The organism is Xenorhabdus poinarii G6, assembly GCF_000968175.1.
GTDB lineage: Bacteria > Pseudomonadota > Gammaproteobacteria > Enterobacterales > Enterobacteriaceae > Xenorhabdus > Xenorhabdus poinarii.
This window is the reverse complement of record NZ_FO704551.1, coordinates 2,619,949-2,646,370: the sequence shown is the minus strand read 5'-3', so window position 1 is coordinate 2,646,370 and position 26,422 is coordinate 2,619,949. Positions and strand designations below refer to the sequence as shown.

Below are 26,422 nucleotides of genomic sequence, written 5' to 3'. Positions count from 1 at the left end.
TTCAATTGTTGGGATATTTCTATCCGGGAGTAAAGATGTCCTATCAGACTAACGCACAGGATGCCCGAAATGAGGTAGCGGAATTATTGCCGCTGGATGCAAATCGTTACCTGCGAATAGGCTGGCTGGTTATTGGGATTGGCATTCTGGGGTTTCTTATTTGGGCGGCATTGGCACCGCTTGATAAAGGGGTCGCTTCTTCGGGAATGGTTGTGGTTGATGGAAACCGCAAAACAGTACAATCTCCGGTTAATGGCCTTATCCGGCAAATTCAGGTGAAAGAAGGCGAACAGGTGAAGGCCGGTCAGGTGTTGGTTCAGCTCAGTCAGGTACAGGTTAATGCCCACATTGATTCCCTGAAACAGCAGCTTTATACCACATTGGCAACAGAAGCTCGGCTTTTGGCTGAGCAGCAGGGGCTGGATGCCGTTATTTTTCCCCCTACATTATTGAATCAGCAAGCGGAGACGCGCCTGACTGAAATTCTTGCCTTGCAAAAACAACTCTTTCTGTCCCGACGGGAGATGTTGCAGAGTGATTTGGCGGGGATGCAGCAGACCGGAGAAGGGCTGAGTTTTCAAATTAAAGGGTTGCGGGAAGCCCTGATAAACAAGCAGCAGCAACAGGCTTCGCTCAAGGAACAAGTGACTAACCTGCGGCCGCTGACGGAAGAGGGCTATTTTCCCCGTAACCGTTATCTGGAATTACTGCGTAGTCAAAGTGAATTGAGTGGCAGTATGGCGGAAATGACAGGACGTATCGGCCAGCTTGAAAAACAGCGGCAGGAAACGCAGCAGCGGGTTATCCAGCGTCAGGCGGATTACCTGCGCGAAGTACGCAACCAGTTGGCAGAAGTACAGGTTTCAGCGAATGAACTGAAAAATAAACTGGAAACGGCCGAGTTTGAATTGTCACATACTTCAATTATTGCCCCAGTCGATGGCTCAGTCGTTGGATTAACCGTGTTTACGCAAGGTGGTGTCGTTGCTGCGGGTGAGAAATTAATGGAGATTCTGCCCGCCCGGAGTCCGCTGGAAGTTGAAGCGCGTTTGAGGGTAAACCTGATTGATAAGGTTACCGTGGGGCAAGATGTTGACTTGATGTTTACTGCATTCAATCAGAACCGGACACCGAAAGTGGCTGGCAAGGTGACGGTGGTTTCTGCTGACCGTTTGGTCGATGGTGTGACAAGAGAGCCTTATTACCAGATGCGATTGAGCGTCACTCCTGAGGGGATGGCAAAGCTGGCCGGCTTGAAGATCAAACCGGGGATGCCTGTTGACGTCTTTGTCAAAACAGGATCACGTTCTCTGTTGAGCTATTTGTTTAAGCCGCTGGTGGATAGGGCATCGACATCGTTGATTGAGGAGTAATGAAGATGTTGAGGTATTGCAGTTTTGCCAATAAACGGACTTTATTGCCCCGATTGTTGATGGTCTTGTTAGCTGCGTTAATTTCCGGTTCCGCACATGCCCTTTCCCTGACGGAAGCCTATGCATTGGCATTGCAGCATGATCCAACATTTCAGGCGGCAATTAAAGATCAGGAAGCGGGACAGGAAGAGAAAAATCTTGGGTTAGCCGAGTTGTTGCCCAACATTGCCATGAGTTACCAGAATGCGCCCCAAAACTGGCAGAAAATGACATCGTCGTCTTCTGATCTACGGAAAAATGCCGTTCAGGAAAGCCGTCACCGACAGTATCACAGTTACAGTGGAACGATTATTCTGACTCAGTCATTGGTGGATTTTGAAGCGTGGGCACGCTATCGAACCCGTCAGGCTTATGCGCTGATGAGTGATACCCGTTTTCAGATGGATAGTCAGCAGTTGGCGGTCAGGGTGGTCAACAGTTATATGGCGGTGGCGAATGCGCAGGATCGGTTGACACAGGTGACTCAGCAGCGGCTAGCTTATGAGGCGCAGTTGGCGCTTAATCAGAAATTGTTTGCTTCTGGCGAAGGTACGCGCACTGATGTTGCTGAAACACAGACACGTTACAGTCAGGTTCTGGCTGATGAGTTAGTGGTGCAGGATGAGTTGGATGCCGCAATCCGTGACTTGCAATTATTGGTTGGTATCCCCTTACCAGCCGATTTACCGGTTAATCGTTTACCCCATTCTCAGCGTTTCAAAACAGTTAAACTGGACTCCGTACACTACGCCGATTGGGAGGAGCGGGCATTACGTCATAATCCACAACTGGCCACGGCGCGCCAGAAAGTGGAAGCAGCGTATCACGAGATTGAACGTCATCGGGCGGGATATCTGCCAAAACTGGAGTTGTATGCTTCTCATAGCGAAAATAAATCCAATAGCGATAATCGTATTGATCAAAAATACAGGACGGATTCTATTGGATTACGCTTATCCATGAACCTCTATAATGGCGGGGGAACGTCGGCTGCGGTGCGTCAATCAGCCGCAAACTATGGCAAGGTGAAATTTGAAATGGATGCGCAGACGGGGGAGATCCTGAATGCGCTGAGACGCAATTATAATGCCTGTGTGAATGGTGAAAAGCGGATACGAGCCTATGAAATGGCGGTGGAAGCGGCAGCATTACAAGTGAAAGCGACGCAGAAAAGTGTTGCATTGGGGCAGAGAGTCAATGTCGATATATTGAATGCTGAGCAGCAGCTTTATACCGCTCGCCGTGAATTATCTCAGGCAAAATATGACTATATGAAAGCGTGGATTGGGTTATTAAGTGAGTCTGGTCAATTGAACGGTGAACATATTCAATTAATTGCTAATTATTTTAGCTGATAGCAGTGACAGTTAACCAAAATATTATAATCACTGACGCTGAAACCGCAATAAGATCGAGACAGATAAGCAGCATATCTGCCTGGTAAGACTATGCTGCTTTTATTTTTAATCACGTTATCAAATATAATGAATTGAATTTTTTTCATCTCCTCATTGATCAGTCATCTTGATTGTTTTGAGCAAAGTTGAAATGAGTCAGTCTAAGTTGCTGTAAATTCCCCTGGAGTGATAAATCGGTTTTGAGGGACGCAACTTCACGACAGATATAAGCCGTCTCTTTATGAGACGCCAATTTTTTTTGCCATTTATCTGGCAGGGCTTCCGGGTTTAGAAATAAATTATCCAGTGAACCGGCTTGTTGTAGCAAGATGGCGGCGGTTTTGGCACCAATACCCGGCACGCCGGGAATTTTACTGCTGCTGACACCTGCAAGCCCCCAATAATCAGGCAATTGGTTCGGTTCAACGCCGAATTCCTGCCGAACGAAAGGTAAATCCAGCCAGCGTTTTTGGAAATAGTCACGAATTTGGATAGTGGGAGACAGAAGTTGGCAGTAGCCTTTATCGGTTGAAACGATCGTGACCCGGTGTCCGCTATCAGCCACTTTTGTGGCGAGTGTTGCGGCTAAATCATCTGCTTCATGCCCTTCGGCATGCCAGCATGCGACGCCGGATGTCGTCAATGCTTGTTTAATCAACGGCATTTCTTGCTGCAAATTATCGGGCATAGCCGAGCGACCTGCTTTGTAATCAGGCAGAAGGTGATGGCGCCAGCTATGGCTACGATCATCTTCGTCAAATACTGCGACAGCATGGGTTGGGGTGGCATGCGTCATGATCTGCTTTAACGCATGTTGACAGGCAGGAAGACAGGGGCTTCCCTGCACTGCATGGATGCGCCGAATCAGATTTAAGGCGTCTATAATCAAAAGGTGTATCATGTCGTTGTCTTCCATCCTTGCCGTGTTTTTATCTGATTAATTCATAACAAGGCGCATAAGCTGTGCCACCGGGCAGTTTCATACGATCTTGCGCCACAAAGTCCCTCAGGAGGTGATCCATTCGGCGCATAATATCCGCATCACCGTGGATCTTGAAGGCACCATATTTTTCTATGGCATGGATACCCACTTCTTTTACATTACCAGCGACAATACCTGAAAATGCGCGTCGTAGCGCTGCGGCCAGTTTTTCCGGTGGTTGATCCGGGTACAAATTCAGGTCAGCCATGTTTGCATGGGATGGCGTAAAGGGAGATTGTAAGTCAGGCGTGATTTTCAATGACCAGTTGAAACTGTAGGCATCTCCGGTCGAGAGACGATTTTCTTTGACGCTTGGCATGGCTTTTTTCATGATACGAGCGACTTCCGCAGGAGCATCCACAATAATGCGGTAATAATTCTGAGCCTGTTTTCCCAGAGTACTAACAATAAATTCATCCAGCCCCTGAAAATAATTGGCACTCTCTTTGGGACCGGTCAAGATCAGCGGCAGAATTTGATCTTTATTGTCGTGATTCATCAAAATAGCCAGCAGATAGAGTAATTCTTCTGCCGTTCCCACTCCGCCGGGGAAGATAATGATGCCATGAGCAATACGGACAAAGGCTTCCAGACGTTTTTCAATATCAGGCATAATGAGTAATTCATTCACCAGCGGATTGGGTGGCTCTGCCGCAATAATTGATGGCTCTGTGATGCCGATAAAACGGCTTTTTTTGTAATTTTGTTGTGCATGTCCTACTGCGGCCCCTTTCATGGGGGCTTCCATTGCGCCCGGCCCACACCCCGTACAGATGTTCAGTTCACGTAACCCAAGTTCATTTCCTACTTTACGGGCATACAGATACTCTTTCTGATTGATGGAATGCCCTCCCCAGCAAACAATCATGTTGGGGTCTTCTGAAATATGCAGCGCTTTAGCGTTGCGCAGGATAGAGAAAATGATATTGGTAATGTGCATACCATTTTCCATATTCAAATTATGCGTTTTCTGTTGATTCGCAATTTGCGCGTGAACGAACAAAATATCGCGTAATACCGCGAAAAGATTGGCTTGCAGAGAACGGATGATTTTGCCATCAACAAAGGCATCTTCTGGGGGATTAATGAGTTCCAGTTTTACGCCACGCTCTCTGCGCAGTACATTGATGTCAAAATCTTCGTATTTTGACAGTAATTCTTTGCTGTTATCTGTTTGACTCCCTGAATTAAGAACCGCCAGTGAACAGTTACGGAAAAGGCGGTATAAATCACTGCTTGCGGTACGCTTAAGCATATCGACTTCTAGCTGAGAGAGTAAATCCATTGATCCTAATGGATTGACATGTGTAATCAAGAATATCTCCTTTCCCCTTTATGGGGTTTCCCAATAATGATGGATACCCGTAGTCTGGTCAGCGGCCGTTTTGCTGGTTTTTCGCCATCACAACAACCTGAATCTCGCGGGTATCGCTGATTTCATCCGGCAGCATGGTTAGCGGTCATTATTCAGGTTGCTCCGATTACTGGCGGGCTAATCTTCCTGTTGCCGGTGTAAACGCTTCGTTACTGCGCCACGGATTGATATCTAAGCCCCCTCGCCGGGTATAGCGGGCATAAACAGTGAGCGTTTCAGGTGCACATAACGTCATTAAGTCGTTGAAAATGCGTTCGACACATTGTTCATGAAATTCATTGTGATGCCGGAAAGAGACTAAATAACGCAACAGTTTTTCCTGATCAATTTTCGCGCCTTTATAGCGGATCATGACCGAGCCCCAGTCGGGCTGATGCGTGATCAGACAGTTCGATTTGAGTAAATGGCTCACTAACGTTTCTTCAACGACAGCGCCCGTAGCTGCATGGTGAAGATAATCCCGACTAAACTGATAATCATCAATGTCAATATCCTGATGATCGATACATTTCCCGGTAAATTCAGCGATTGGCTGTTGACTGAAATCATGGAGGGGATATAAAACAACCTCAATATTGCCGTTGGCACAAGCCGATAAATCGTGTTGCAGGGTCTTTTGTACTGTTTCCCAATCAGCAAAGCGAGTCTGGTTAAAACTGTTCAGATAAAGTTTGAAACTTTTTGATTCGATCAGGTTTTCACTGGCTGAATCTAAGCTGACATGGCCGATAGCAACCTGAGGAACGCCACGCGCATTGAGCCAGGAAAGTTCGTACAGTGTCCAGATATCCGCACCATGAAAAGGAAGGTTATGCGGAAATAGCCCGAGCGGTTCCCGGTTCATACTGCGAGGAACGGCCTGTAATAAAGTGGGATCGTAGTTATCGCGGTAGGGAGTTGGTTTACCTAACGTGAGTTGGGAGAGCGCTTGATTATCCTGATATAAAGACATGATTATTCCTTAAAACTGAAGAATCTTTCGACTGTAAGACAGTTTGTAGTGTATCAAGGAATGCTGAGGCTTCGTATTTTTATTCACCCCCGCAAAGTGAGTGTGAACATTCACAACGTGTTGTTGCAAATCCATTATTTTAAATTCAGGGAAGGTGGGCTTTAACAGGAATAAAGGGATCTGTCATATTTAGATTTTATTGGAATAAATCAGCGGGGCTAACGTTAATAAAAGTAATATCAACATCTTATGATGAAAATGCTAATATCATTGCTTCGTTGTTATTTTACTGAAAAGCAGATAGGAATAAGTGGGATAACATTGCTGACCTGAAAATGATGGATGATATAGCATGACCTTTAATGTGACCGAAGCCCTCGCTGATTTTACCCGCCGTTATGTTGAGCTGTGGCAAGAGAAAACGAGATTTCCCCCTGCCAGCAGTGAGCTATATGGTGTCCCTTCGCCCTGTATTGAACGTACGGGTGATGGTGTGGTGCATTGGTTACCTCGCCCATTCTCGCCTCAGGAGAAACTAAGACAGGTAGAGACTGCATTGGACATTCGTTTACAGGAATCTATTCATGATTACTATACGATGCAGTTAGCGGGTGATATGGTTGCCCATTTTGGGGAGCAAAACCTGAGTCTGATTCAGGTATGGAGTGAAGATGATTTTATCCGGTTACAGGAAAATCTCATTGGTCATCTTGTCACACAGAAACGTTTAAAACTTTCACCTACCGTATTTATTGGTACAACTGAGTCAGAAATGGGATTGATTTCTGTCTGTAATTTGACGGGGCAGGTGATCCTTGAACAGTTTGGTCGCCATGATCGAACCACGTTATCCGAAGATTTAGCCAGTTTTCTTTCCGCGCTGACGCCGGTCATGGTCAGTTGATTGCAGATATTGATGCCCTTTTTTGTAAGAGATCTCTCACACGTTGCGTGAGAGATTTCTTTGAATCACGGTATGAATATTACCTAATGATATTATTTTTATTTTATATCAATAACATGAGTGATGTTATCACTACGTTAATTTTATTATTTCCCTTGTGAAGCTGACCCAGTACCTTGTTTCAACAGGCTGAATCAGCGATCATTTTGTTGTTCCGCAAGGAATCACAGCAAACAATGACCAGGGAATAAATCCATCAGGAAGATGGTACAAGGATGATAGGTACAGGCCGGACGCCAAAAACTAGCAATATAATGATTGAGTTAAGGACAACGGTAAGGATACTTTTTGTCAGGGAAATAAGCAGGGAATGCTTTATGTAGCAGGATGGCTACGACAGCCCGTCTAGAGGGAGGAGATTTTATCTCCTCCCTTATTTCATTTAAATGACCACAATTTTTCCGCTGTAATCGTATCAATGATATTCTTAGATCCCAATGACGTGATGGCCGTTGTTTGTCATCTGAATAACAGACAAGTATCAGATCCAATATCATGAGTATCGAGAAACAAATTCTACATAAATTACAGTTAATTGAAGCTACCATGAAGGCGGTAGGGATATGGCAACATTATCCACCTAAACCGGAGGCCTTTGAGAGTACCGAACCTTTTTCCATTGATACCATGTCGGCGGAAGTGTGGTTGCAGTGGGTGTTAATCCCCAGAATGCGCGCTTTGATAGAGCAAAAAGCCAGTTTACCGACGGCGTTTACGATTGCCCCGTATTTTGAAGAAGTTTATAAAGAAGAAACAGAGCGCTATTTACCTTTGCTTGACCATTTACGCACATTAGACAGTCTGTTTGCACAGGATGTTTGAGATGCTGGATATTATTTATCAGGATGAACATCTTGTTGCAGTTAATAAGCCAGCCGGATGGTTAGTTCACCGTAGCTGGCTGGATCGCCATGAAACCGTGTTTGTGATGCAAACCCTGCGTGATCAAATTGGGCAACATGTTTTCCCTGTCCATCGTCTGGACAGGCCAACCTCCGGTGTTTTATTAATGGCACTTTCAAGTCAAGTCGCCAGAACACTTTCCCAACAGTTTGAATGCCACAATATACAAAAAACCTATCACGCAGTGGTTAGGGGTTATGTCGAAGGTAATGATATTATCGACTACGCCTTAATGGAGCAGTTGGATAAAATTGCAGACAAATTTGCGGATACCCAGCGAGAAGCGCAATCAGCTGTGACGGCTTACCGTTCATTGGCAAAAGTAGAGTGTCCGGTTGCAATAGGGCGTTATCCAACATCCCGTTTCAGTCTTTTGGAATTGATGCCAAAAACCGGTCGTAAGCATCAATTACGCAGACATATGTCACATATTCGACACCCGATTATTGGGGATACCACCCACGGTGATTTGCGACAAAACCGAGGTGTGGCTAAATATTATCAGACAAGCAGGTTAATGTTACATGCCAGCCACCTTCAACTCAGGCATCCTGTGACCGGTGTCGATCTGTTTCTGACGGCTCGGTGGGAACCATCATGGCAGCATTTACTTGAACAATTTGGCTGGCAGGGTATTGTGCCTGATCTGGAATGTCTGACTATTCATCAGTGAACTGAATATCAAACCCGTTAAAGAGATCAATATTTATGGCAAAGATTGGTGTTTTCGTTGGTACTGTTTATGGTAATGCGTTAGCGGTTGCGGAAAACGCGCAACAGCTCCTTGAGCAGCAAGGGCATGAGGTTGAGATTTTTGAAGAGGCGACCTTAGCGCAATGGCAAGAATATTTGCAGCATGTTGTTCTGGTGGTGACGTCGACAACGGGGCAGGGGGATTTGCCTGACAATATCCAGCCGCTCTATACAGAATTGAATGATACGTTGGGCTATCAGCCTGATTTACGCTATGGTGTGATCGCGCTAGGTGATAGCAGTTATGACACTTTCTGTGGTGGTGGCCGGGCTTTTGATGAGCTGTTACAGGAACAGGAAGCAAAACGAATGGGTGAGATCTTGTTGATTGATGCCACTGAGGTGTATGAGCCTGAAGCTTTTGCCCTGGACTGGATTGAACAGTGGGGAGGATTGTTATAACAGTTTGCATAAACTGGATTTAATACTTCAGACACGAATCGCGGTACTCCATGATGGTTGAAAAGCCCGATTTGAGCATGGGTATCTGGGAATACAATTAGGTGGGGAGACTCGCGATTTGCCAGAAGCTGTTGCTGAATAAGTGCCTCACAGATTTTTATACTCTCCGGGCACTTAGTTCAATATATCACCCGGCAAACGTTGTATCGGCCTATATCGTCGAAAAGGGGAGTGACGTCCAGATGAATTGAAACTTCGGCAATTCTGGCTGACAACCTCGCTATATGGCCGAAAGCGGATGAGCAGCAGCCAACAAAGCCGCAATCCAAATATGACAGATAGCACTATGATAACACTAAAACGCGTAGAGACTGAATTGCCGATACTCCCGCTAACCCGCCTAATATAATGAGAACAAACCTGCGAAAATATAATGGACTGATTTTTGTTCTTAGGCGTGTGCCAATAATGAGAGACAGTAGTGATAACGCAGTCAATATAAGGACTACCCACAAGTATTCCGAAGAAAAAAGTGCAAATGCTTCTTGATGTAGCACGACTAATTGACTAATTTTACCCAGTAAAAAACATAAATTTGCAGCTCGTGCAATTTCATGATGATTTTGACTCATTGACAATAGACACATCATTAATATTGGTGACATTGCATTTGTAGCCCCACCAATAATACCGGCGACCAGACCAAATAACGCCAAAACGACGACATTATCTGGCAAGCGCTGATTTTTACGACAAAGGCTATTGATGATATAAAAAATAATGATACCGCTCATCAGCAACTGTAAATAGGCTGGATTAACCAATAGCAACAGTTTGGCGCCGACAAAGCTACCCAACAAAGAAAACAGGGCCAGTAAACTGTACTTACGTAATATAATACCCACTTTACCGCCAGAAACGACACTCCAGACATTGACTAACAGCGTTGGCCATAATGCTAAGATCACCGCTTCTTTGAATGGCATAAACAAACTGAGTGCTGCTGTACTGGCAATAGGAAAACCAATACCACTGATACCGTGCAATAAAGCCGCCGTGATAAATAGCAACGATAATATAATCACATTCAAGGCATTTATCCTTATCGAGGTAATTCACTGAATTTATGATTAGTTTTAAATATTGTCATAAAACATGCCAAAATATAATGGTTTTGTCATATTAAACGACTTTTTTATCATCCTATGGTTGCCAATGAGGGCTGCATGAATCATGAATTCAAAACGTCAGCAGCCCCTAACAATTGGCCGGCTTGTGAGGTTTTCGGGCTCATTCACCTATGACAATGTCTGGATAGTAAAATTTTCCGGGTTTGCTCACGGTTTTTCTCTGCCCGATGTCAACGGGGAGTCATCAGGGATGCGGCGACTGACTATCGCATCGGGGATTCATTCCCTTTAGCGTCTAACCCCCCGAAGCAGAGATATTTCACTTCCAGGTAATCTTCTATACCGTAACGTGAACCTTCACGCCCTAGCCCCGACTGTTTGATACCGCCAAATGGTGCAATTTCGTTGGAGATCAAACCTTCATTGATGCCGACCATGCCACTTTCGAGTGCTTCCGCCACTCGGTAAATTCGCCCGATATCGCGGGAATAGAAATAAGCCGCCAGACCAAATTCTGTGTCGTTGGCAATACGGATAGCCTCGGCTTCATCACCGAATTTTAACAGGGGCGCCAGAGGGCCGAAGGTTTCTTCGTGGGCAACTTGCATGGCTTCGGTAACATCGATCAAGACTGTTGGCTCAAAGAACAGCCCACCCAATGCATGCGGTGTGCCGCCAGCCAGAATCCGGGCGCCGTTGGAAACGGCATCACTGATGTGTGCCTGTACTTTCTCTACCGCCGCTTGATTAATCAGAGGGCCTTGTTGTGACGCAGGATCGATTGCCGGCCCGACGTTAAGTTGTTTTACGGCGTGTGCCAGACGTTCAGCAAAAGCATCGTAAATACGTTCCTGTACCAGAATACGGTTGGCACAGACACAAGTCTGCCCACTGTTACGGAATTTTACTGCCATTGCACCTTCTACAGCGGCATCAAGATCAGCATCATCAAACACAATAAAAGGCGCATTGCCGCCGAGTTCGAGGGAGAGTTTTTTCACGGTATCGGCACATTGAGCCATCAACAACTTGCCAACACGGGTAGAGCCGGTGAACGAAAGTTTGCGCACGATCGGGCTTGATGTCAGCACCTCACCGATTGCTTTGGCGTCCATGCCAGTGACAATATTCAGAACACCCGCCGGAAGTCCTGCTTGTTCTGCCAATACGGCCAGTGCCAGTGCAGAGAGTGGCGTTTCAGCCGCAGGTTTTAGAACTACCGTACACCCGGCAGCCAGCGCAGGCGCGACTTTACGGGTGATCATCGCATGGGGAAAATTCCAGGGTGTAATGGCGGCGACAACCCCAATGGGTTGCTTAATGGTGGCAAGACGACGTCCCGGTATGGGAGAGGGGAGCGTTTCACCATAAGTGCGTTTACCTTCTTCTGCAAACCATTCAATAAAACTGGCGCCGTAAGCAATTTCACCCATGGCTTCTGCGTAGGGTTTGCCCTGTTCGGTGCTCAGTATTTCAGCCAATTTATCTTGATGATGCAGAATCAGCTCAAACCATTGTTTGAGCTTTTGGCTGCGCTGTTTGGCGGGTAATGCCCGCCATGCGGGAAGTGCATTGTTAGCGGCTTCAATGGCGCGTTGTGTTTCAGTCGCGCCCAAATCACTGACATTAGCAATGATTTCACCATTGGCAGGATTGGTGACTTTAAAGGTTGTTTTGTTGTCCGCATCGAGCCACTGTCCATTGATATAAGCCTGTTGGACTGCCAATTCTGTATCCAGATGACTTGTCATAATTTCCTCTTTATTTCACAAAATGAAAACAGACGTTGATTTCGAGGTCGTTGATGTTTATTGTTCAGCATTTGTTCAGTCTACATCGTCAACCAGACAATGATAAACGCCAGCGCCCGCATGTTGGCATAATTTTGTTCAATTTGATCGTGGCTTAAGGAAAGTTAACACTATGTCTTACAGTATGCTGAATGGCTTGAAAGGTAAGCGGGTTGTCGTGACCGGAGGTGGCCGTGACTTTGGTCAAGCCATCTCTGTTTGGTTGGCGCGTGAAGGCGCTCATGTTGATCTTTGTGCCCGCCAATTAGCCAGTGCCGAAGCCACTTGTGACATCATTCACAATGAAGGTGGTAGCGCCAGAAGTTATCAATGTGATATTAGTGATGCGCAATCGGTGAGTGTTTTTGCCGAGAAGTTGCTGCGAGATGACCTGCCTATCGATATCCTGATCCTGAGTGCTGCGCAATGGCTGGAAGGTCATCTGAGTGATGAAGACAGCGACGCGGAGATTATCAGTACCATCAATTCGGGAGCGACCGGCTCGATATTATTGACGAAAGCGTTATTGCCGAGTTTGCGTAAATCGCAGGGTGCCGATATTATTGCCATGGTTTCAGTCTGCGGTATTTCTCACTTTACCCAATCTGTCGCGCATCCCGCATTTTTTGCTGCCAAACATGCCATGAGTGGTTTTTGCCAAAATATTTCTCCCCAATTAAGCAAAGACAATATCCGGGTAACGGGGATTTATCCTCCGGATTTCGAAGTTAATGATTTTGATGAAGTATTGGATGATCATAAAACGATGAGGCAGCAATTACTGAATGGGCGTTCAATCTGGGAAACCATACGGTTTGTGCTTTCCCAACCCCGTAGCTGCCATATTAGCGAAATTTACTTCCAAGGCCCGACTCGTGAGGAGTTAGTACTATCGTTGTAGTTGTTTTGTCATTAGAGGGTTATCCCGGCTGCGGTGTACCAGCCGGTAATGGCTATAGCGCCGTTCTTTTTTTATCTACCTTGCAAATGCGAGGCGTTCATATTGATCCTATTTATGGCAAGTGATTACGATCACGGATCTTGTTAGTTAATCTTTATAATTTCTTAAATAAGATGTTAATGTTTCTTGAATTTCATTCATGACATTAATATTTCTATTTAAGAGAAACCTACAATGTTGAACGTTTTCTTATCCATACTTCCGATTTTTTTACTCATCGTTATAGGATTCTTATCTAAGTTATATATTAAGGATGTTAAGGTATTTTGGGGATTTTCTGATAAATTTGTTTACTATCTTTTTTTTCCTGCGCTATTGATATTAGATATTAGCGAGGCAAATTTTAGCGGTGCGGATAATTTTCACCCCATTATGGCGACCATCATTTCAACGATAATTATCGCGCTCATTATATTTATCGTTAAGTTTTTTGTGAAAATACCTCCGGCGCTTTTTACCTCAATTTTTCAAGGAGGAATTAGATATAATTCTTATGTGTTTATCGCCCTTTCCCAATCCCTGTTTGGCAGTGAAGGCGTTGCGCTATCTGGTTTTTTTGTTGCCTATATGATCATTTTAACGAATATCATGAGTGTATTAGTGATGAATCATTACGGTACTGGTAGCAAAAAGAACCTCAGTAGCGCTGTGTTAGCGTTGGCTAAAAACCCGTTGATTATCGGTGCCGTGTTGGGCGTTGTGATGAATATACTCAATATCCATATTACGGGGGCACTCAAGCAACTTTTCCTGTATTTGGCGAATGCAGCGACGCCATTGAGTTTAATGTCGGTTGGGGCAGGGCTGATTATTAGTATGCATATCCACCAAATGATTTCTATTTTTTATACCACGCTGCTCAAGCTGGTTGCAATGCCACTCATTACCATTGCTCTGGTGAAATATTTTGGTGCTTCTGGACTCCCTGCCAGTATTGCGATTCTCTATTCTGCCGTTCCCTGTGCGGGGAACGCTTATATTTTGGCTCGGCAAATGGGAGGGAATCATGAAGTGATGGCATCCATTATCACCTGGACAACCTTACTGTCGATTATCACCTTGAGTTTGATGCTGGGTAGTGTGACCGTTTGAAAGATAAATATGAAAAGCCTTCGGTTGACACTCCAGGCCAAATAGGTTAATTAAAGTACATTATTGAAACCTTATTTTTGCAACAAACACCGTGCTAAAGGCCATATGATTAGTCAATCATCTTTCTTATTTTTCTTCTTCTTTTTCACCTTCTTATAAGGAGGTTGCTTCGTTTCTAAGAAGAATGGTAAGAAAACGAATAAAAACCTCCTATCAGCAGGGAGGTTTTTTGTTTTACGGGTCATAAAAATATCTACGATACATCAACTATACTCATAATAAGCCTGTCAGGAATATACTATGGAACGAGATTTAGTTAACTTACGAGAAGAAATTAGCAAGGTTGATGCTGATTTGCTGGTTTTACTCGCTAAGCGGCGGGAGTTAGCCGTTAACATCGCCCGAACAAAATTGCTCGATCATCGCCCTATCCGGGATAAAAATCGAGAGCGGGAACTATTAAATATATTAATAGATAAAGGGAAATCACGCGGATTAGACGGTTTTTATATTACCCGACTATTTCAGATGATCATCGAAGATTCTGTGCTCACTCAACAAGCTTTATTACAGCAACACCTGAATCAGACCGCTGACGATTCTGCCCGCATTACTTTTCTGGGGCCAAAAGGTTCATATTCTCATATTGCCGCTCGTCAATTTGCCGCCCGTCATTTCAGTCAGTTAATTGAGTGTAGTTGCCATAAATTTTCAGATATTTTCTCATTGGTTGAGATTGGTCAGGCTGATTATGGCATTCTTCCGTTGGAAAATACCAGTTCAGGGGCAATCAACGAAGTTTATGATTTATTGCAACAGACGCCTTTATCCCTTGTTGGCGAAATTACTCTCCCCATCAACCATTGTCTTTTGATTGCCGGACATACTGATATCTCAACGATCAAAACCGTTTACAGCCACTCACAGCCTTTTCAACAATGCAGTCAATATCTCAATAAATATCCCGACTGGAAGATTGTCTACTGTGAAAGCACAGCGGCTGCGATGCAAAAAGTTGCTGAACTCAATTCGCCAGAAGTTGCTGCTTTAGGAAGTGAGGCGGGTGGGGCGCTGTATGGATTACATGTTTTAGAAAACGATCTGGCAAATCAGCAAGAAAATAGTACTCGCTTTATCGTTGTTTCCCGTAAGCCTATTGATGTTTCTGATCAAGTGCCAGCCAAAACCACGTTTATCATGTCAACTGGACAGCAAGCAGGCGCACTGGTCGATGTACTTATTATTTTAAAGAAACATGGTATCCCCATGAGTAAATTAGAATCTCGCCCGATAAATGGGAAACCGTGGGAAGAGATGTTTTATATTGATGTGCAAACCAATCTACGTTCCATGAAAATGCAACAGGCATTGAAAGAACTTACAGAAATTACTCGTTTACTGAAAGTGTTGGGATCTTATCCATCCGAAAATATTATTCCTGTCGATCCTGTTTGATATAAAAAACAAAACCGGATGAAAGCATCCGGTTTAAATATCTTTGATTAACCTGAATTCTATTAAGCCGTGGAAAATTTATCAATCAGCGAGCATGAGTAGAGATAAGAGATTGAATGGTAATTTTTTCATTTGGGTGAAAACAACGAAGATGACGTCTATAAAAACCAATATGCAAAATTGCAACGTGAAAAAAAACATAACTTACCCCCTCAGCGATGCGTATGATTGGGAACATTTCTTATCATTTCAGCAAAAACGGCTCGTTGAAGGAATGGAATGGATACGAGACAAAACGTATGGCAGAACGTTTAACTCGCTAAACTATAGGGGGTATTTTGAAATATGTCCCACTAAAAAAGGCATGTCGCTATCCATTCAAGTAAATAACCCCCGTTTTTTCGAACAGGTGTATCAAAGAATTATCAAAATGTTTGATTTGAATGTCAATTTAACATACGTAGAAGATTTTCTTTCTAGACAATATCCTGAAATAGGCATATCAAAAGGCTTAAGAATACCGGGGGTATTTAGTGAATTTGAAGCTGGCTTAAGGGCAATTTGTGGACAACAAATCACGGTATCTGCCGCAACCAAATTATTTAATCAATTAGTACACCGTTTCGGCTATATGGATAACGATGGTCTTGTTTATATGCCATTGCCTATTGACATGATAAACAGTGATTTGACGGTGCTAAAAACAGTCAACAGCAAAAAACAGACTATCCTTGCTCTGGCAAGGTGGTTTATGGAAAACGATCCCGAATCTCCTGACTACGATATCAATAATATCCTGTCAATAAAAGGCGTTGGCCCTTGGACACTGAACTATATCAAACTAAGAGCAAATAAGGATCCCGATATATGGATGGGGGCTGATTTGGGAATTAAGAAAGCAATAAAAAAATACGACAATTTCGATCATAAGAATTCCTGTCCTTGGCGCAGTTATTTGTCCATCCAATTATGGAATTTGATTTAGTTATTCAGAGCAAAAATGGATTCAATCTATAAATTTTTCTACATATTTTATATTCAAGACACTGAAGCATAATCGGCTTTTTACTGGCGGTTGTATTCGTGCTCATTACCTATACATGCCAAGCGAAAAAGCCGAAATGAGATTTACGTGACTATGAAATTGCGATGATTAAGCAACACTGAGGCTAATTATACTTCTAAGTTGAGATTAGACTCTTTAACACTATTATCTGCGCGTCGCCCTTCTGCTTTATGCTGCACCTTATTGAGCTGACGCTCTAATTTTGTCAGCAACTCATTGATAGCAGTGTACATATCCTCATGTTTGGCACTCGCCACTAATGTGCCATTGGGGGTCCCAATTGTCGCATCAACCAGGAATCCTTGTGGTTCTTTTGAGAGTACGATATGTGGATTAATGAGATTGACTTGCCATTTACCCAACTTATTTAGACGGTCTTCTATATGGCTACGAATTGCGGGGGTAATTTCCATTTGTTTGCTGGTAATGTTCATTAACATATATAGTTACCTCTTTAATATTGCTCCGTCTTTGTTGTAACCAGCATAGCGCTCTTTTGCGTAAAAAGAATGATCTAAATCACTTTTGTCGGGTGATTTCGGAAGTCAGTGGCAGAATTGTGATAGTCAAGGAAGATATGGAGAATATTTGTTGCGAAAGGGGGGGTTATGCATCATTATCGATCAGTTTTGGTATTATAAACTGAGTGATAATTCTGAAATGTGAGTGATTATGAGCACGTCGGGTTTGTCGTCCAACTGCTCCGTCACACCGTCATCACGTAAAATATCGTGGGTCGCCTCGCTCTCCCATTGGGCGCACGCCGGTGATTATATTTGGCACTGCCCTGATCTTGAGGAAGAGAAGAGGCGTTATCATGGCACATGATAGGCTTTAGATGTTTATATCAGAAATACATTCTATCGCACCACTTTGCAAAATGCGCTGGACTTTGGGGGTCACATTCACATTATGACTGACAGGGAGTACCTCAACGCCGGAACCAATGAAAACAGGGATGGTAGTGATAAACAGTTGTTGCAGCTCACCAGCCTCGGCAAAATAAGCTGCCGTTTTTCCACCACCAACCAGCCAAACGTTCTGTCCCCTAGAGGCGCACTTTGCTTGTGCGGCGATAACACGAGCTTCTCCTTGCACAAGTGTTATATCCAGACCCGGGGGTATCGGTAAATCTCGACTGGTCATGATAAAAGCGGGAATATTTTGATAAGGCCAATCACCGGACGCGTTTTTTATGATCCAATGATAGGTCTCGCGCCCCATGATCACCGCCCCAATAGTCTGATAGAAGTCATCGTAGGGCGTCGCATCATCCCCCAGCGTGAAATTTTCTAACCAGTCTAACTGGTGTTGTTGAGTGGCAATATAGCCATCCATGCTAGAGGCAACGTAATAAACTAGCTTCGACATTCTTTTTCCTTAATAGCTTGTTTAAGCACGCCAAACCAAAAACTGTTAAATGGGAAAATAGACATATATTCAGGAACTCAATTCAATGTCAATAAATTAAATTTTATATGTGAAAAATAATCACAAAAGATGTGACATTATTGAAATTCAAAAGATTGACTATTCACGCTAACATCGAGGCATTCTATAAGGGAAAATTTAAAGAAGCTGAAAGAACAAATAATATTTTCTCGCTTTGGTTACAAAGGATAAATGGAAGGCATTATGATACAAGGCCTTGATAGCAAAGTTATCATTATCACTGGAGCAGGCTCTGGTATAGGATTATCTACAGCGACTGCATTTTTATCTGCGGGAGCTCGAGTAATTGCTGGGGATATTAACCTTAGCCAATTACTTAGCCTTCCAGTTAATGACAAATTAGTACCTTGTGAATTTGATGTTTGCAATTTGGATAATATCAATGAGGTAGTAAAAAACGTTATTGAACGTTATGGTTCGATTGATGTTTTGGTCAATAATGCTGCATCAGTTCAGCCCCGAAAAGGTTTCCTTGATGTCAAGGATGAAGATTGGCATACCACCATTGATATCAATCTTCTTGGTTATATCAGAATGGCTAGAGCTGTTCTACCTTATATGCAGAGTAGGAAAAGGGGTGTCTTACTCCACATAGCCTCAGAAGCGGCTCTAATGCCGAACATGAACTTACCTGACTACAGCATTCTGAAATCTGCTGTACTCTCATTATCAAAGGTAATTTCCCGTGAATTCGGGAAAGATGGCATTAGATCTAATGTCGTATCACCGGCCTTTGTGCGCACCGCTGTTTATGACAAGTCGGGGGGATTAGGAGACGAACTTGAGCGGAAATATAAAATTGGTCGGGAAGAAGCAATCCAGCGTTATACAGAGGATGTGGGGGTTGCTGTAGGTCGATTAGGTAAACCGGATGAAGTTGCATCACTTCTCCTATTTCTCGCATCGGATGCTGCGGCATTTATCACTGGCGCAAATTATCTCGTTGACGGTGGGGTTACTCCTTTTATTTAGAAGTTGACATAAACACATATCAATCAGGCTGATTAAATAGAGGTTAATATGAATATCAATTTAGAGGGAAAAACTGCCATTGTGACGGGCTCAACTGCCGGAATCGGATTGGCAATAGCTCATGGGCTTTATCAAGCTGGAGCTTCAGTTGTTTTAAATGGAAGAAGTGAAGAACGACTGGTCAAGGCTATGGCAACATTTCCCGACTCTACCCGTCTGTCCTATGTTTCTGCTGATGCAGGAACAGCAGGAGGATGTGAGCTCATTTTCGAGAAACATCCAGAAATAGACATTCTTGTTAATAATGCGGGGGTTTTCTCACCTCGGTCAATTTTCGAACTGACGGATGATGAGTGGATTAATTATTTCAATATAAACGTTCTGAGCGGAATTCGGTTATCAAGATTTTATGTCCCTAAAATGATGAAGAAAGGCTGGGGACGGGTGGTTTTCATCTCCAGTGAATCAGCACTACAAATTCCTACCGAAATGCCACATTATGGCTTGACCAAAACAGCTCAAGTCGCAGCGGCTCGCGGGTTTGCTCAAGCAGCTTCGGGAACAGGAGTGACCGTTAATAGTATTCTCCCTGGACCAACTCAGAGTGAAGGGGTTGAACGGTTTATTCGAGAACTTATCCCGGATCCAACACTCTCAATCGAAGAGGCGGGTAAACGCTTTATTGAAACCGCTCGCCCTGCATCATTACTTGGCAGACTTGCTACAGCAGAAGAAATTGCGAATACGGTTATCTTCTTATCGTCAACACAAGCATCAGCAATCACAGGGACTGCTTTACGAGCCGATGGCGGTGTTATCCAGAGTATTTTTTGATAACAGTAGAATTACTGGTTAATTAAATTATGCAGGAAGGATGAGGCCCCCTCATCCAGCACTTGCTATTATCGGCGGGTATATTATGAATATTGATGTAGGCAAATGTTTACCAGATTTTAAAAGACCCTCTCTACCATCACTGACTGGAATGAGGTTTCTGGTTGCGCTATTCATCGTATTTTTAAAATATATCCTGTGCATGTCGTTACATGGGGGATAGCAATGATATTAGGATTTGTAAATTTTAGTAATCTAGACATATGGCTACCGAATTTATTTTTGGTTCATTCGTGGTTTTCACAGATGTCTGTATTTGTGAGTGTTAACCCGCCGAGTTGGTCTTTATGTTCGGAACTTCTTTTTTATGCGTTGTTCCCACTATTATTAAAGCCTGTTCTTAATATTAAAACTCAGCATTTATGGATGTCATTTTTTTTATCTTTTATTGGATTGATCGCGTATCAGTTTTTTGTTGATGATTTTGTTCCAGCAATACCTAAACTTGAACTATGGCCGTTATCTGAAAATCAATGGTGGTTATCATATAATTATCCACCAGGGAGACTTTTTGAATTTATCATTGGGATGATCCTATCAAGAATTGCCATTGAGGGATTATGGAAAAATGCATCGGTGAAAATAGCAATCATAGCAGCTGTTATCGGATATATGCTGGCGTTATATGCACCATTCCAATATGGCCTAAATGTTACCACTATAATATCTATAGCAGTGATTATTCTTATCTTAACAAAAATGGATTTATCTGGTGAGAAAAACTTTCTAAGTAGCAATGTTATGATCTTATTAGGTGAGATTTCGTTCGCCTTTTACATGGTACATTACTTGGTTCTAGTATTCATTAAAAAGCATTTTATTCATAGTAGCCTTGATTTCATCTCATCAATGGTCATGCTACTCATTTCTCTAATGGTTTCTATTTTATTAGCTTGGCTGATATATGTGTTTGTCGAGAAACCAGTAATGAAATTTGCCAAACAAAAAATCACAAATAACAAGCCGCTGCTTGGTGATATGTAAACAGTTCTCATATGTAAAATAAGGAAGTAAGATAATGCCTTTAGTTATATATATGTTCACCATTTGTTCATTCGCAATAGGATTTACTGAATTCGTTACTATAGGATTAGTTTCAGCGATCGCTGATGACCTTCATCTTAACATAACATCGGTAGGTCTTTCAGTCACAGCTTACGCTCTTGGTGTCGTTATTGGTGCCCCTATTCTTACAGCCTTAGCCAACAAGTGGAATAGGAAGAAACTACTCATTACTGCCATGAGCACCTTTATCATTGCCAATTTAATTGCAGGGATGTCGTATAATCTGACAATGTTACTCTTTGGTCGATTACTATCAGGGTTGGCGCATGGTGTCTTCATTGCAGTTGCTGCTGGTGTCGCAACAAGATTGGTTCCTGAGAACAAATCTGGGGCAGCTATATCACTCGTATTTGGTGGTGCCACAGTAGCAATGGCCTTTGGTGTACCACTTGGAACGTGGATGGGGAGTGTTTTCCATTGGCAAATTATTTTCTTGATGTTAAGTATCTTCGGATTTATAGGAACAATAGGTCTTTTGAAATTAATGCCTCATGAAGGAAATAAATCAGATAAAGAACCTGGTGGGATATCTAAAAACCTGGCTGTCATCCTCAATCCTCGTTTATTAGGCGCCGCGTTGATCCCAATGGTGTCATATACAGGATCATTTACTCTTTATACTTATATTTCCCCGGTTCTGAGAGACATGACACACTTAGAAGTCACTATGGCTAGTTTACTTCTTTTTACCTTTGGTATCGGTGCAGCCATTGGTAACTATGTTGGTGGGGTATTAACTGACAAATTAGGAAATGATAAAGCCTCTTTGACGATGTTAATTGGTATTGGAGTAACATTACTTCTCACTTGGTTTGGCTCAAGTGATGTCATCATGATTTCAATATTGATTACTCTACTTGGGTTAACAACGTTTGGGGCTATATCGCCATTACAGTCAAGGATTATTGATCTTGCTAAAAAACATAGCCCTGATTCCGTTGATACTGCTTCTGGAATGAATATTGCTGCATTCAATGCAGGTGTTGTATGCGGATCTTTATTAGGTGGGGTAGCAATTAATACTATTGGACTGACAAGTCTATCGTGGGTAGGTTCTGTTATAACGGTGATAGCTATAGCTATCCTACTTGTCCAGATGAATATGGATACAATGAGGTCTGTGAGCAAATCAAATGGCCCCGTTTTATCATCAGGTGCTGATGGTGAATAGCGAAGCGGAACGGGTTCACGAACAGCGCTAACCACATTGATTGGCGTAATTTCATCTACCCATTCAGGTAAAACGCGAACCAGGCGCTTCGAGCGAATAAGTGGGGCTACACCCCACATTTCGCGTAAGCCATTTTGCCAACATTGTTCAACACGCCCGCTGTCTGCCACTCTAGAAAACGGCGATGAGCGCTGTTTGAAGAGCAAATTCCCGTGGCATTGAGGGCATCCACTGACATCTGGTTCTCAAGACAAAGAAGATAGCCGCCATCGCGGCACGGTTATCGACGCAATGACGATAGCACCTCAAAGGATGATGGGTTTTATGTTCAGGCAGTAACGGTTCCATTTTTTGCCAAAGCTCATCGGAAATGATCCATTGTGATGTCGTTTTGTTGCTTATAATCATCACTAAATGGAGGTCAATAAAACGACGGAATAACTATACTACAAAATACCTTTTGAGATAGGCTCTTAATGATTATTTTACAGAGAAATAAATAGTTGATTTGTTAATATCAATTATTAATGCGATTTAATCGCATAGTTATTTCTACTGGTGATAAACATTAATTATATTTCTCAATGTTAATCTGATGTGAAAATACATATACCTATCGTAATTGAAGATGCTTGATTTTTCACCCACATTAGCTCATGTTAACAACCATGAAAATTCATCATTGACTGCAAATTTGATGCACGCCACCGCGCAACTTGACCTACCGCCCTATAGCCCAAATCTCAATCCGATTGAGCGATTATGGAAGTACGCGAATGAGCAGATACGCAACAATGTCTATTTCCCGGATGAAAACGTTCCGTGAAACATTTCATCATTTTTTTCATGTCACCTTACCCGAAAAAGGACAGGAATTAGTTACCCGGCTGACTGATAATTTCCAGACTTTAATTCCTGCATCTTCAAGTTAATTGCGTATAGTGATAAGGATACAGGGCTCGGATGACATCATTGCGGTATAGATGGGATGGTTAATGCGACAAGTCACTTTTGTTGCCATCGCTTCCGCTCCATTTTGTGAAGTCTTATGTAAGTCGAGAAGTTAACAACTTCACCACATCATCCACCGATGGTAAAGACGGATGACTCACCATGCGCTGTAACGCAGTATCATAGTTTTCATGCCAAACCGGTTGAATCATTTCGTAACCGTCTTCACACAGTTGGTTAACGTTGCGGCGTACAGCCGCTTTCTCCCACATCACGGCTCCCATTACTGGGAAGAACAACACCGGAAAATTTGCAGCAAGCACTACCGTGGTCAAGCGATTCGGTGCTGCACCTTGAGCGACTGAGGCCAGTGTATTCGCCGTTGCTGGCAACACTGCCATGATGTCATGGTCAGCAACAATTTTTGAAGGCTTGTCATTAGGCCAATCAGCTGGTTTTTCACCCGCAATCACACGGTCAGCCCACAATCCCAATGTTTCAGCAGGAATAAATAGTTCCGCTTGCCGGGTCATCAACACGGTTAACGAACAGTGAATATTCTTTTTAATCGCTTTCAGGTATTCAGGAAGATAAGTGATATCCACCGAGCCGGTAGCACCAATTAAAATCCGTTTCTTCCCCGTCATAAACGTTCTCCACACAAAAGTTTCGTTAATAGTCACAATCATGAAAGTAAAAGCTGCTGCTTTTACTTTCATGTATCCAGTACCTGTTAGAATTACAATGTGCCTGGAGGTGCTTCGCCCCAGCCCCATTTTTTAACCGTTTCCCGCTTAGGGCGCGGAGCTTTCGGTTGTGAATTCGCTTGGGCGCGACGCGATCCCCACTCAATATAAGCGGCAAATGCAGAACGGAATTCAGGATCGGTAGGTAAGTTAACCTCGTCAGCACACTCCATCATTAAGTCCACCCAACGCTGTCGTTGTTCAGGTTGGATTCTCCTGCCACGATGTTTGGAAATCATGCCCTTAAACCCACCCCGATGAGCCGTGTAATTAGCCTCACCCCCCAGAACTTCTTCCAGCCAAATAGCTACATGCTCTGGGTGGTCACTCGCCATATGAGCAAACATCGGCGCTAATAACTCATCTTTTTCAACCTTGGCATAAAAGGCCGTCATGAGTTTTTGCAATACTTCTCTCCCACCCATCCATTCAAATAAAGTTGGTGTATTTTCTGACATAAGTACTCCAGCAAAGTTAATTGATGATGATTCAGATGAATTGATTACTTAACCTAACTCCAGAGAAGCCAAGGCATTAATTCCTAACTGATAGTCGACAAGAGGCTCTCCACGATACATCCGGCAAGTATGAAACAACGTCTTGAATCCTAAAGCGTTGGCAAATGCGATGGTTTGCTGAGCATATTCTGGAATATCCAGTGTGACATTTGTCTGCTGCGGTATCTCATTCATTGCAGCTAACATCAGCGTTTTCATACTGTGTTCATTAACAGCATAGAAGGGCCCGATTCGATACCCGTCATCGGAAGGGCGTAAACCAATTACGCCTTCAATCCCTTTATTGCCCACTTTCAGGAGACCTTTGCGTCCCTGTCCGAAAAACCATTCGGCAAGTAAACTGGCACGAGAATACCCAACGAAGCTCTCGTCATAATGAATCACAGAAGCAATGTTTTTTTGATCAACGAGTTCAATATTGTGTAGCTCGACAATGTTTTTAGTCGCAGCCCCCGCCATGCGGAAAGTGTGATAATGTGTTTTAAACCCCCACTTCTTATAATTGGCTTCTTGAGCAGGCATACCATCCAAGCCAATACAGCGCCCTTCAGCATGTTCAATTGCTATACGCCAAACAGCCAAGCCAAGCCCTTGGCCACGAAAATCGGGATTAACAATATAATGACCGACATGAGTGTAATTTTGCGTGTAGTTCACCGCAGATATCGAAGAGATCGGCTTATCTTGCCAATAACCGATATAAAAACCCTGTGTATCCACGTTAAGGAAACGACCTGCGTCTCCTTTCCCAAGATCCCAGCGCTCCTGACGTGCCATTTCCTCTACTACCTGCCATGTTTCGGGTGTAGCGACGCTTACCTGAAATTGGCTTTCAGGGGAATTGGTTATTTTACTCATATTATCTCCTGGCCAGATAAGTAACTGAGGTTACAGCCCCATAGACTTACTGATAAACTCTTTAAGCACTTCACTCGTGCCACCATAAATAGTTTGTACCCGACTATTTGTCCAGGCTTTACCTATATATGATTCACTCATATAGCCAGCCCCTCCATGCAACTGCAAACAGCGATCGGCCACTTTGATCTGAAGTTCGGTAGTCCAGAGTTTAATTCTTGCCGCATCAATAACACTAAGGCTTTTCTGGTTAAAGCGATCTATGGCATCGTTTAAATACACCCTGGCTATTTTTATCTCCGTATCCAGCTTAGCCAACATAAATCTATTCGCTTGAAATGATCCGATAGGCTGCCCGAAAGCCTTGCGCGTTTTTACCCATGCCAACGTTTTTTCGAGCAGATATTCCGCCGTAGCAACAGCAACGGTCGCAATGCTCAATCTTTCTCGTGGCATTCCTCCCATAAGATAGAAGTTACCAATATTCTCACGACCAATAAGATTTTCGCAGGGAACCTGACAAGCGGTGAAATGAAGATCAGCAGTATCACTGGCATGCCAACCTATTTTTTTCAGCAGTGGCCCGCGCTCAAAACCTGGCGTGTTTCGTTCTATAATCAGCAAACTGATACCCTGCCCGCGTGACGCTTCTGAGGTTCTAACTGCGGTCAGAATAAGATCGGCATTAATCCCATTGGTGATATAGCTTTTGTGGCCATTGACAACATAGTGCTGCCCTTGCTTTAACGCAGTCGTCTCAATATCCGCCGAATCCGATCCACCATTGGGTTCGGTAATGGCGATCGCCGCAATAAGTTCGCCGCTGCACAACCCTGGTAGCCAACGAGCTTTCTGCTCATCGGTACCGTGACTGTCTATATAGCTGGCAATGACATCATTATGCGAGATAATGACTGGCGCGGTCATCTCGGCGCGGATTAACTCCTCCGTCAAGACAGCAGCATAGTGATAATCAAGCTTATGCTGGCCGCCCAATTCACGGGAAACGCCCAATCCTAATAATCCCGCGTCACCTGCGTGTCGCCAAAAATTACGTCCAATCAGTCCGTTAGCTTCCCACTCAGACAGAAAAGGTTTAGCCTTATGCGTCAAGAAATCACGGCAGGTGAGCCGAAAATGTTCTAACTCTTTGTTTTTCAT

25 protein-coding genes and 2 pseudogenes are annotated in these 26,422 nt (G+C 43.5%); 15 read left to right on the top strand and 12 right to left on the bottom strand.

The features are described from left to right. Positions 1 to 35: 35 nt before the first annotated feature. Both XPG1_RS12335 and XPG1_RS12330 read left to right on the top strand, forming a co-directional pair. A complete protein-coding gene (locus XPG1_RS12335) occupies positions 36 to 1,373 on the top strand; it encodes an HlyD family type I secretion periplasmic adaptor subunit (RefSeq protein ID WP_045959321.1) in 1,338 nt (445 codons plus the stop codon). Continuing rightward, the gene (locus XPG1_RS12330) at positions 1,373 to 2,767 is read left to right on the top strand and encodes a TolC family outer membrane protein (RefSeq protein ID WP_157879497.1); all 1,395 of its coding nucleotides are present in this window, start codon (positions 1,373 to 1,375) and stop codon (positions 2,765 to 2,767) included. The genes XPG1_RS12335 and XPG1_RS12330 overlap by 1 nt, the downstream gene beginning before the upstream one ends. 160 nt (positions 2,768 to 2,927) lie before the next feature. Here XPG1_RS12330 and xni read toward each other — a convergent pair whose 3' ends face one another. The 3 genes from xni to queF form a co-directional block, all read right to left on the bottom strand. After that, entirely contained in the window at positions 2,928 to 3,710 is a 783-nt protein-coding gene (xni, locus tag XPG1_RS12325; protein WP_045959319.1) for a flap endonuclease Xni, read from the bottom strand. Between the two features lie 28 nt (positions 3,711 to 3,738). Continuing rightward, positions 3,739 to 5,106 carry a nucleotide 5'-monophosphate nucleosidase PpnN gene (gene ppnN, locus XPG1_RS12320; protein WP_045959318.1) on the bottom strand — a complete coding sequence of 456 codons (1,368 nt, stop codon included), beginning with the start codon at positions 5,104 to 5,106 and terminating at the stop codon, positions 3,739 to 3,741. A 166-nt stretch (positions 5,107 to 5,272) separates the two neighbouring features. Continuing rightward, positions 5,273 to 6,118, bottom strand: coding sequence for an NADPH-dependent 7-cyano-7-deazaguanine reductase QueF (gene queF, locus XPG1_RS12315; protein WP_045959317.1), 846 nt, complete (start codon positions 6,116 to 6,118; stop codon positions 5,273 to 5,275). 352 nt (positions 6,119 to 6,470) lie between these two features. Between queF and syd the strand changes: the two genes are divergently transcribed. From syd to XPG1_RS12295, 4 genes are all read left to right on the top strand, one after another. Then, a complete protein-coding gene (gene syd, locus XPG1_RS12310; protein WP_045959316.1) occupies positions 6,471 to 7,022 on the top strand; it encodes a SecY-interacting protein in 552 nt (183 codons plus the stop codon). Positions 7,023 to 7,577: 555 nt separating this feature from the next. After that, complete coding sequence (locus tag XPG1_RS12305; protein WP_045959315.1) at positions 7,578 to 7,904, top strand: YqcC family protein; 327 nt, start codon at positions 7,578 to 7,580, stop codon at positions 7,902 to 7,904. A gap of 1 nt (position 7,905) precedes the next feature. Further along, entirely contained in the window at positions 7,906 to 8,658 is a 753-nt protein-coding gene (truC, locus tag XPG1_RS12300) for a tRNA pseudouridine(65) synthase TruC (RefSeq protein ID WP_045959314.1), read from the top strand. 35 nt (positions 8,659 to 8,693) lie between these two features. Further along, positions 8,694 to 9,140 carry a flavodoxin gene (locus XPG1_RS12295; RefSeq protein ID WP_045959313.1) on the top strand — a complete coding sequence of 149 codons (447 nt, stop codon included), beginning with the start codon at positions 8,694 to 8,696 and terminating at the stop codon, positions 9,138 to 9,140. A 344-nt stretch (positions 9,141 to 9,484) separates the two neighbouring features. Here the strand turns inward: XPG1_RS12295 and XPG1_RS12290 are convergent, their stop codons facing one another. Continuing rightward, entirely contained in the window at positions 9,485 to 10,225 is a 741-nt protein-coding gene (locus tag XPG1_RS12290; RefSeq protein WP_071825409.1) for a sulfite exporter TauE/SafE family protein, read from the bottom strand. Positions 10,226 to 10,533: 308 nt separating this feature from the next. After that, positions 10,534 to 12,021 carry an NAD-dependent succinate-semialdehyde dehydrogenase gene (locus tag XPG1_RS12285; protein ID WP_045959311.1) on the bottom strand — a complete coding sequence of 496 codons (1,488 nt, stop codon included), beginning with the start codon at positions 12,019 to 12,021 and terminating at the stop codon, positions 10,534 to 10,536. 172 nt (positions 12,022 to 12,193) lie between these two features. Here XPG1_RS12285 and XPG1_RS12280 point away from each other — a divergent pair, with 172 nt between their 5' ends. The 4 genes from XPG1_RS12280 to XPG1_RS12265 all read left to right on the top strand — a co-directional run bounded on the left by XPG1_RS12280 (position 12,194) and on the right by XPG1_RS12265 (position 16,553). Beyond that, positions 12,194 to 12,961: an SDR family oxidoreductase gene (locus XPG1_RS12280; RefSeq protein ID WP_084717313.1), complete on the top strand. Its 768-nt coding sequence runs from the start codon at positions 12,194 to 12,196 to the stop codon at positions 12,959 to 12,961. Positions 12,962 to 13,195: 234 nt separating this feature from the next. Beyond that, positions 13,196 to 14,113 (top strand): AEC family transporter, encoded by a 918-nt coding sequence (locus XPG1_RS12275; RefSeq protein ID WP_045959310.1) that lies wholly within the window; start codon positions 13,196 to 13,198, stop codon positions 14,111 to 14,113. 300 nt (positions 14,114 to 14,413) lie between these two features. Further along, positions 14,414 to 15,568: a bifunctional chorismate mutase/prephenate dehydratase gene (gene pheA / locus XPG1_RS12270; protein WP_045959309.1), complete on the top strand. Its 1,155-nt coding sequence runs from the start codon at positions 14,414 to 14,416 to the stop codon at positions 15,566 to 15,568. Between the two features lie 94 nt (positions 15,569 to 15,662). Continuing rightward, on the top strand, positions 15,663 to 16,553 hold the full coding sequence (locus XPG1_RS12265; RefSeq protein ID WP_052708315.1) for a DNA-3-methyladenine glycosylase 2: 891 nt from the start codon (positions 15,663 to 15,665) through the stop codon (positions 16,551 to 16,553). A 188-nt stretch (positions 16,554 to 16,741) separates the two neighbouring features. Here the strand turns inward: XPG1_RS12265 and raiA are convergent, their stop codons facing one another. Both raiA and XPG1_RS12255 read right to left on the bottom strand, forming a co-directional pair. Further along, positions 16,742 to 17,074 (bottom strand): ribosome-associated translation inhibitor RaiA, encoded by a 333-nt coding sequence (gene raiA, locus XPG1_RS12260; RefSeq protein WP_045959308.1) that lies wholly within the window; start codon positions 17,072 to 17,074, stop codon positions 16,742 to 16,744. A 394-nt stretch (positions 17,075 to 17,468) separates the two neighbouring features. After that, complete coding sequence (locus XPG1_RS12255; protein WP_045959307.1) at positions 17,469 to 18,005, bottom strand: dihydrofolate reductase family protein; 537 nt, start codon at positions 18,003 to 18,005, stop codon at positions 17,469 to 17,471. Positions 18,006 to 18,269: 264 nt separating this feature from the next. Between XPG1_RS12255 and XPG1_RS12250 the strand changes: the two genes are divergently transcribed. From XPG1_RS12250 to XPG1_RS12235, 4 genes are all read left to right on the top strand, one after another. Next, positions 18,270 to 19,058 (top strand): SDR family NAD(P)-dependent oxidoreductase, encoded by a 789-nt coding sequence (locus XPG1_RS12250; protein WP_045959306.1) that lies wholly within the window; start codon positions 18,270 to 18,272, stop codon positions 19,056 to 19,058. 48 nt (positions 19,059 to 19,106) lie between these two features. Beyond that, on the top strand, positions 19,107 to 19,892 hold the full coding sequence (locus XPG1_RS12245) for an SDR family NAD(P)-dependent oxidoreductase (RefSeq protein WP_045959305.1): 786 nt from the start codon (positions 19,107 to 19,109) through the stop codon (positions 19,890 to 19,892). A 138-nt stretch (positions 19,893 to 20,030) separates the two neighbouring features. Continuing rightward, positions 20,031 to 20,936: an acyltransferase family protein gene (locus XPG1_RS12240; RefSeq protein ID WP_084717311.1), complete on the top strand. Its 906-nt coding sequence runs from the start codon at positions 20,031 to 20,033 to the stop codon at positions 20,934 to 20,936. Positions 20,937 to 20,970: 34 nt separating this feature from the next. Beyond that, positions 20,971 to 22,188, top strand: a complete 1,218-nt coding sequence (locus XPG1_RS12235) for an MFS transporter (RefSeq protein WP_045959304.1) — start codon at positions 20,971 to 20,973, stop codon at positions 22,186 to 22,188. 125 nt (positions 22,189 to 22,313) lie between these two features. On the opposite strand, the pseudogene XPG1_RS17720 reads toward XPG1_RS12235, so the two are convergent. After that, a pseudogene (locus XPG1_RS17720) lies at positions 22,314 to 22,596 on the bottom strand (transposase); the annotation flags it as partial. A 313-nt stretch (positions 22,597 to 22,909) separates the two neighbouring features. Here XPG1_RS17720 and XPG1_RS12230 point away from each other — a divergent pair. After that, positions 22,910 to 23,120 (top strand): annotated as a pseudogene (locus XPG1_RS12230) (transposase); the annotation flags it as partial. Positions 23,121 to 23,234: 114 nt separating this feature from the next. Here XPG1_RS12230 and XPG1_RS12225 read toward each other — a convergent pair. From XPG1_RS12225 to XPG1_RS12210, 4 genes are read right to left on the bottom strand one after another with little or no spacing between them, the layout of a single operon-like run. Next, positions 23,235 to 23,858: a flavoprotein gene (locus XPG1_RS12225; RefSeq protein WP_231853017.1), complete on the bottom strand. Its 624-nt coding sequence runs from the start codon at positions 23,856 to 23,858 to the stop codon at positions 23,235 to 23,237. A gap of 20 nt (positions 23,859 to 23,878) precedes the next feature. Further along, positions 23,879 to 24,343, bottom strand: coding sequence for a group II truncated hemoglobin (locus tag XPG1_RS12220; RefSeq protein ID WP_045959303.1), 465 nt, complete (start codon positions 24,341 to 24,343; stop codon positions 23,879 to 23,881). A 48-nt stretch (positions 24,344 to 24,391) separates the two neighbouring features. Next, positions 24,392 to 25,261, bottom strand: a complete 870-nt coding sequence (locus tag XPG1_RS12215) for a GNAT family N-acetyltransferase (protein WP_045959302.1) — start codon at positions 25,259 to 25,261, stop codon at positions 24,392 to 24,394. Between the two features lie 30 nt (positions 25,262 to 25,291). Next, positions 25,292 to 26,422, bottom strand: coding sequence for an acyl-CoA dehydrogenase family protein (locus tag XPG1_RS12210; protein ID WP_045959301.1), 1,131 nt, complete (start codon positions 26,420 to 26,422; stop codon positions 25,292 to 25,294).

What these genes read in the sequence shown, in the direction of transcription:
- XPG1_RS12335 (WP_045959321.1), top strand. Translation starts at nt 36, where the DNA reads ATGTCCTATCAGACTAACGCACAGGATGCCCGAAATGAGGTAGCGGAA.
- XPG1_RS12330 (WP_157879497.1), top strand. Translation starts at nt 1,373, where the DNA reads ATGAAGATGTTGAGGTATTGCAGTTTTGCCAATAAACGGACTTTATTG.
- xni (WP_045959319.1), bottom strand. Translation starts at nt 3,710, where the DNA reads ATGATACACCTTTTGATTATAGACGCCTTAAATCTGATTCGGCGCATC.
- queF (WP_045959317.1), bottom strand. Translation starts at nt 6,118, where the DNA reads ATGTCTTTATATCAGGATAATCAAGCGCTCTCCCAACTCACGTTAGGT.
- syd (WP_045959316.1), top strand. Translation starts at nt 6,471, where the DNA reads ATGACCTTTAATGTGACCGAAGCCCTCGCTGATTTTACCCGCCGTTAT.
- XPG1_RS12305 (WP_045959315.1), top strand. Translation starts at nt 7,578, where the DNA reads ATGAGTATCGAGAAACAAATTCTACATAAATTACAGTTAATTGAAGCT.
- truC (WP_045959314.1), top strand. Translation starts at nt 7,906, where the DNA reads ATGCTGGATATTATTTATCAGGATGAACATCTTGTTGCAGTTAATAAG.
- XPG1_RS12295 (WP_045959313.1), top strand. Translation starts at nt 8,694, where the DNA reads ATGGCAAAGATTGGTGTTTTCGTTGGTACTGTTTATGGTAATGCGTTA.
- XPG1_RS12285 (WP_045959311.1), bottom strand. Translation starts at nt 12,021, where the DNA reads ATGACAAGTCATCTGGATACAGAATTGGCAGTCCAACAGGCTTATATC.
- XPG1_RS12280 (WP_084717313.1), top strand. Translation starts at nt 12,194, where the DNA reads ATGTCTTACAGTATGCTGAATGGCTTGAAAGGTAAGCGGGTTGTCGTG.
- XPG1_RS12275 (WP_045959310.1), top strand. Translation starts at nt 13,196, where the DNA reads ATGTTGAACGTTTTCTTATCCATACTTCCGATTTTTTTACTCATCGTT.
- pheA (WP_045959309.1), top strand. Translation starts at nt 14,414, where the DNA reads ATGGAACGAGATTTAGTTAACTTACGAGAAGAAATTAGCAAGGTTGAT.
- XPG1_RS12265 (WP_052708315.1), top strand. Translation starts at nt 15,663, where the DNA reads ATGAGTAGAGATAAGAGATTGAATGGTAATTTTTTCATTTGGGTGAAA.
- raiA (WP_045959308.1), bottom strand. Translation starts at nt 17,074, where the DNA reads ATGTTAATGAACATTACCAGCAAACAAATGGAAATTACCCCCGCAATT.
- XPG1_RS12255 (WP_045959307.1), bottom strand. Translation starts at nt 18,005, where the DNA reads ATGTCGAAGCTAGTTTATTACGTTGCCTCTAGCATGGATGGCTATATT.
- XPG1_RS12250 (WP_045959306.1), top strand. Translation starts at nt 18,270, where the DNA reads ATGATACAAGGCCTTGATAGCAAAGTTATCATTATCACTGGAGCAGGC.
- XPG1_RS12245 (WP_045959305.1), top strand. Translation starts at nt 19,107, where the DNA reads ATGAATATCAATTTAGAGGGAAAAACTGCCATTGTGACGGGCTCAACT.
- XPG1_RS12235 (WP_045959304.1), top strand. Translation starts at nt 20,971, where the DNA reads ATGCCTTTAGTTATATATATGTTCACCATTTGTTCATTCGCAATAGGA.
- XPG1_RS12225 (WP_231853017.1), bottom strand. Translation starts at nt 23,858, where the DNA reads ATGAAAGTAAAAGCAGCAGCTTTTACTTTCATGATTGTGACTATTAAC.
- XPG1_RS12220 (WP_045959303.1), bottom strand. Translation starts at nt 24,343, where the DNA reads ATGTCAGAAAATACACCAACTTTATTTGAATGGATGGGTGGGAGAGAA.
- XPG1_RS12215 (WP_045959302.1), bottom strand. Translation starts at nt 25,261, where the DNA reads ATGAGTAAAATAACCAATTCCCCTGAAAGCCAATTTCAGGTAAGCGTC.
- XPG1_RS12210 (WP_045959301.1), bottom strand. Translation starts at nt 26,422, where the DNA reads ATGAAAAACAAAGAGTTAGAACATTTTCGGCTCACCTGCCGTGATTTC.